Origin of the sequence: Williamwhitmania sp., from assembly GCA_035529935.1 — a bacterium.
GTDB lineage: Bacteria > Bacteroidota > Bacteroidia > Bacteroidales > Williamwhitmaniaceae > Williamwhitmania.
This window is the reverse complement of the sequence record DATKVT010000132.1, coordinates 1-4,304: the sequence shown is the minus strand read 5'-3', so window position 1 is coordinate 4,304 and position 4,304 is coordinate 1. Positions and strand designations below refer to the sequence as shown.

Genomic DNA, 4,304 nt, shown 5'->3' with positions numbered 1-4,304 from the left:
TTTTTGGCTGCCTACCGGTTGTGGGGTAGGGAAGCTGCCCGGTGGGCAGTAATATTGATGCAGGTAATTCCCCTTTTTTCATTTGGCGTTGGTGCCTTTGTTATTCCCGATAATGCGCTTGCCTTTTTTTGGATGGTAGGTGTTTATTGCCTCATTCGTTACCGTGAATCCAAGGAGCTGCGCTGGATACTTTGGTGGGGTGCTGCTGCTGGCTTGGCTATGCTTTCCAAATACCATGGCATTCTAATGTGGTTTACCTTTGGTTGCTGCATCCTACTATTTCCGGAATGGCGAAAGTTGCTTCGCGAGCCTAAACTTTACTTAGCGGTTTTGATTAGCTTAGTGGTTTACTCACCCGATCTTTATTGGAACTATACCCATCATTGGGTCTCCCTCCTATACCAGTTTGGTAAGGGAGCTCCAGGTGGACGATTTTCTTTCGTTCTGTTTTTACAAGGGTTGGGGGGGCAGATGGTTTACCTATATCCTTGGGTAATGATAACCTTTCTTACCACGATAATACTCTTCCTTCGAAAGAATCGATCCGAAACTCGCTGGTTAGCTTGGTTTGCGTTAATGCCAATTGCCATTTTTTCAGTTGTTGGATTTTTCCAGACTGTTTTACCGCACTGGCCTCTACCGGGTTATCTCACAGGACTACTTTTGCTGTCTGGCTTAATGGTTCAGTGGCCAGCACGCAAGGCTATTCGGTTTACTGCAATTACCGGCGGATTAACCTTAGTGCTTGGACTGATGCTGGCATTTCAGAGCCGAACTGGATTCCTCAAACTCTCACCTAAAAACGATCTTACACTCGACGGCCAAGGTTGGGATAAGTTAGCCAATTACCTTGAGCAGAAAGGATTGGTAAACGACTCCACCGTTTTAGTTACCCATCGCTGGTTTTTGAGTGGTGAGTTGGAGTGGGCGTTGGGTGGAAAGGGATTGGTAACTGCGCTAGACGGTAGGCTCGCCAATGGCTACAACCAGTGGATGCCCATCAACAGATTAACAGGGATGCGTGCCTTCTTTGTTACCACTTCGCGTTACACCTCCAATCCTGCAACCGATTTTGGCAACACATTTTCCTCTTGCACTTTGATGGATTCGCTGGCTACCAAACGCAGCATGGGGAATGGAAAAACCTTCTATCTCTGGGATTGTGGAACTATTGAGAACAAATAAATCATTCTGTTTGACGGGATTTTGCTGAATCAACGTTGGGTTTATAAATTTTTTGTTCAAACATAAATGTTGCCTTTTTCTCCAGCAGTGGAATGGTTATTTGGTAGTTTATCATTTTCAGATCCTTTGGAATCAGTATCCTTCCCTGAATAGACATGTTTGGCGGCAAGGTAGTTTTTCGCAAAGTTTGCGTTTCCCATTCCTGACGATCGTTTGCCAATTTCGCCACGTTGAAGTCGGCGGTAATACTGGCTGCCTGAGCAAGGTCTGCCCCGGCAACAGCCATATTCTGATGCAAAACTTGCTTTTCGAAAGAGGCGTTGTTGCTGACGTCCGAAACTGTTTGAACAAATCCAGTCCCAAGCACAAGGGCGGCAATAATTGCTGAATTTTTGCTTTGGGCTTGGCTTCGCGATATGGCCATATCGGTTTCCAATAGCTGCTGCTCGGGATCAACGGCATAGTAAGTTTTCGCTTCGTATTTTGCCGAATTGAAAGGATATGCTACCACCTCAATTTGTGCCGGGTCTACCAGGAATGGCTCGTTGCTTTCGTTGACATACTCCACCGAAAAGGCCAGCTCGTTGTCGCTGAATTCCCTATCGAAGGCAATGTAAACATGAATGTTGGAGGTTGTATCGAACACAAAGTGTTGGCCCCATAACCAGACCCCTTGAGTGGTGGATGGATTTATCCGAACAATTGGCTTTGGAGCGCAGCCTACAAACAAAAACGCGCTAACAAAGAGGCTTAAGAAGATGTTTTTCATGGCGCTATGCTATGGTTTGTAGCAACCAAATTATTACTTTTTTTGGTTGAAAGTATTCAGAGCCTTACTTCTTAGTAAATATTAGCTGAAAAATCGATCAAAAAGGCCAATGAGATCTTTCCGTGAAACAGGCTTGGCCAAAAACGCATCGCACCCGGCCGCGTATGCACGCGCTTTGCCATCGGTGGAGACAAAGGCTGTGTGAACCACAACCGGAAGAGAGGAGCGAAGCTCCTTTATCTGCCTCGTAGTTTCGTAGCCATCCATTATCGGCATCCTGACGTCGATTAGCGCAAGGTCGATGTTTTGATTTTCTTCACAAAGTTTGATTGCATCGCGTCCATTGGTGGCCCAAATTGGCTGCATGCCTGCTTCGGTAATCATGGTGCTAAGGAATCCATAGTTGGTTTCGTCGTCCTCAGCAATAAGGATATTCTTTCCGATCCATGATGCTTGTTTGGCCATCTGAAAATCATTTTGGTTTGCTAGTTTTTCCTCAGTTGCTAAATAAGGAATGGTGAAGAAAAAGGTGGATCCTTTGCCTGGTTCCGACTCTAGCCATATAGTTCCTCCTAGTAACTCAACCAATGATTTTGAAATGCTTAACCCTAAACCTGTACCCCCCTGCTGCATGCTTATGGAGTTTTCAACCTGACGGAATCGTTCAAAAACGGTAGCGTGAAGCTCCTCTCTAATTCCTATCCCCGTGTCCTTTACATAAAAAAGCAAGTTGCCATCAATGGCAGAGAACCCGGTTTCTACCCTTCCTGTTGGTGTAAACTTTAGTGCGTTGTTGAGGAGGTTAAAAAGGATCTGCCGCAGCTTAGTTGCATCGGTATTGGTTACCACCTCCCCGATATCAGGGTAGTGAGCTGTAAATTCTAAGTCTCTAGCCTTTGCAAGGGTTGTAAATTGGTGCTGAATTTCCAGGTAGAGCTTAGTGATGTTGGCGGGCCTCATTTCGGCAACTACTTGCCCTGCTTCGATCTTGGAAATGTCGATAATGTCGTTGATAATTGCGAGCAGCTGGTTGCCATTGGCGTTAATAATGTCGATGTAAAGTCGTCGTTTTTCTTCGGCGAGATTCGGTCGTCGCAGCAGGTCAGCAAAGCCCAGCATGCCATTCATGGGAGTACGTATTTCGTGCGACATGTTAGCTAGAAAGGCCGACTTCAACCTATCGCTTTCCTCCGCTTTTTCCTTGGCAACAGTTAACTCCTGATTAATGCTTTGAATGTGGGTGTAGCTGAGGTTCAACTCCTCGTTAATGGCAATGTATTCCTTGTTCTTTTTTTTTAACAACTTTTCGTTTTCAACAATTAGTTGTTCCGATTTTTTTCGATCGGTTATATCTCTAATAATGGTGAGCATCTTGTCTGGTCCGAAGGTGGTTACTCTTGCCTCAAAGATGCCCTGTTGGCCATTATTGAGCTTAGCCTGATACTCAAACTTCTCAATTTCATTACTCTCCCTCACGTGCTGAAACTTCTCTTCAAAAAGCGAAAGGATGTCGGCTGGTAATACGTCCGCATGTTTCTTACCGATAAATGATTCCGGAGAAGTCAAGAGCATTGATTCGTCGCTACAGTGGTAGTCGAGGTAAACGCCTTCGTTGGTTTGGACAAACATGAGATCGGGAATGGCATTGAGCAAGGTCTTGTATCGGAGTTCGCTATCTTCAATCTCCTTGTGATGTCTATTCTGTTCTGTGATGTCACGGGAACTTACCACCATCCCAGTTACCTTGCCGTCCTTATTAATAATCGCATTGCCGTGCGATTCAATCCAAACGTAGTTGCCTTCGGCAGATCGAAACCTCACGCTTACCGATTTGGGCGAATTGGTCTGTAGCACTTCTGTGAATTCGGTAATGGTGTAAGTGAGGTCGTCGGGATGGAGAAACGTAAAGAATGATTCACCAATTAAGTCTTGCGATTCATATCCAAGAATTCTCTTGTACGATGGGCTAACATACAGATGCCGACCCTCAGAATCAATTTGGCAGATTAGGTCGTTGGTGTGGTCCATTATGCTCTTGAGCCTTAATTGGCTTTCCCTTAGGGCTTCCTGAGCCCCTACCAAACCGGTAATATTGTTCCCTGTGCAGAGCATCTCGGGCAGGCTTCCAGCACCTATCGTGTTGGTTATCACCCAAAGTATGGTGAGCATCTCGCCACTTCTTGAATGGCAAATTCCCTCCGTAGTTAATGTCTCCTGAGTGCCAACAAGGCGTTGACCCATCTCTGTAAAGTATGGCGATCCTGGGTTATCTTTCAATATTAAGAGGTCAAGGGCCTTCCTTCCAATGATTTCACGACCATTATAGCCCAGAAGGGCTAACCCAAATTTG

The 4,304-nt window shown here is 45.5% G+C and carries 3 protein-coding genes; 1 reads left to right on the top strand and 2 read right to left on the bottom strand.

What is annotated here, in order from left to right; all coding sequences use genetic code 11:
- Positions 1-1,185 (top strand): glycosyltransferase family 39 protein (locus tag VMW01_10225; GenBank protein ID HUW06629.1); only part of this gene is annotated, 1,185 nt, incomplete at its 5' end.
- Between the two features lies 1 nt (position 1,186).
- Here VMW01_10225 and VMW01_10220 read toward each other — a convergent pair.
- Both VMW01_10220 and VMW01_10215 read right to left on the bottom strand, forming a co-directional pair.
- Positions 1,187-1,954: a hypothetical protein gene (locus VMW01_10220; protein HUW06628.1), complete on the bottom strand. Its 768-nt coding sequence runs from the start codon at positions 1,952-1,954 to the stop codon at positions 1,187-1,189.
- 81 nt (positions 1,955-2,035) lie between these two features.
- Positions 2,036-4,304: PAS domain S-box protein (locus tag VMW01_10215; GenBank protein ID HUW06627.1), on the bottom strand; the 2,269-nt coding region annotated here is incomplete at its 5' end.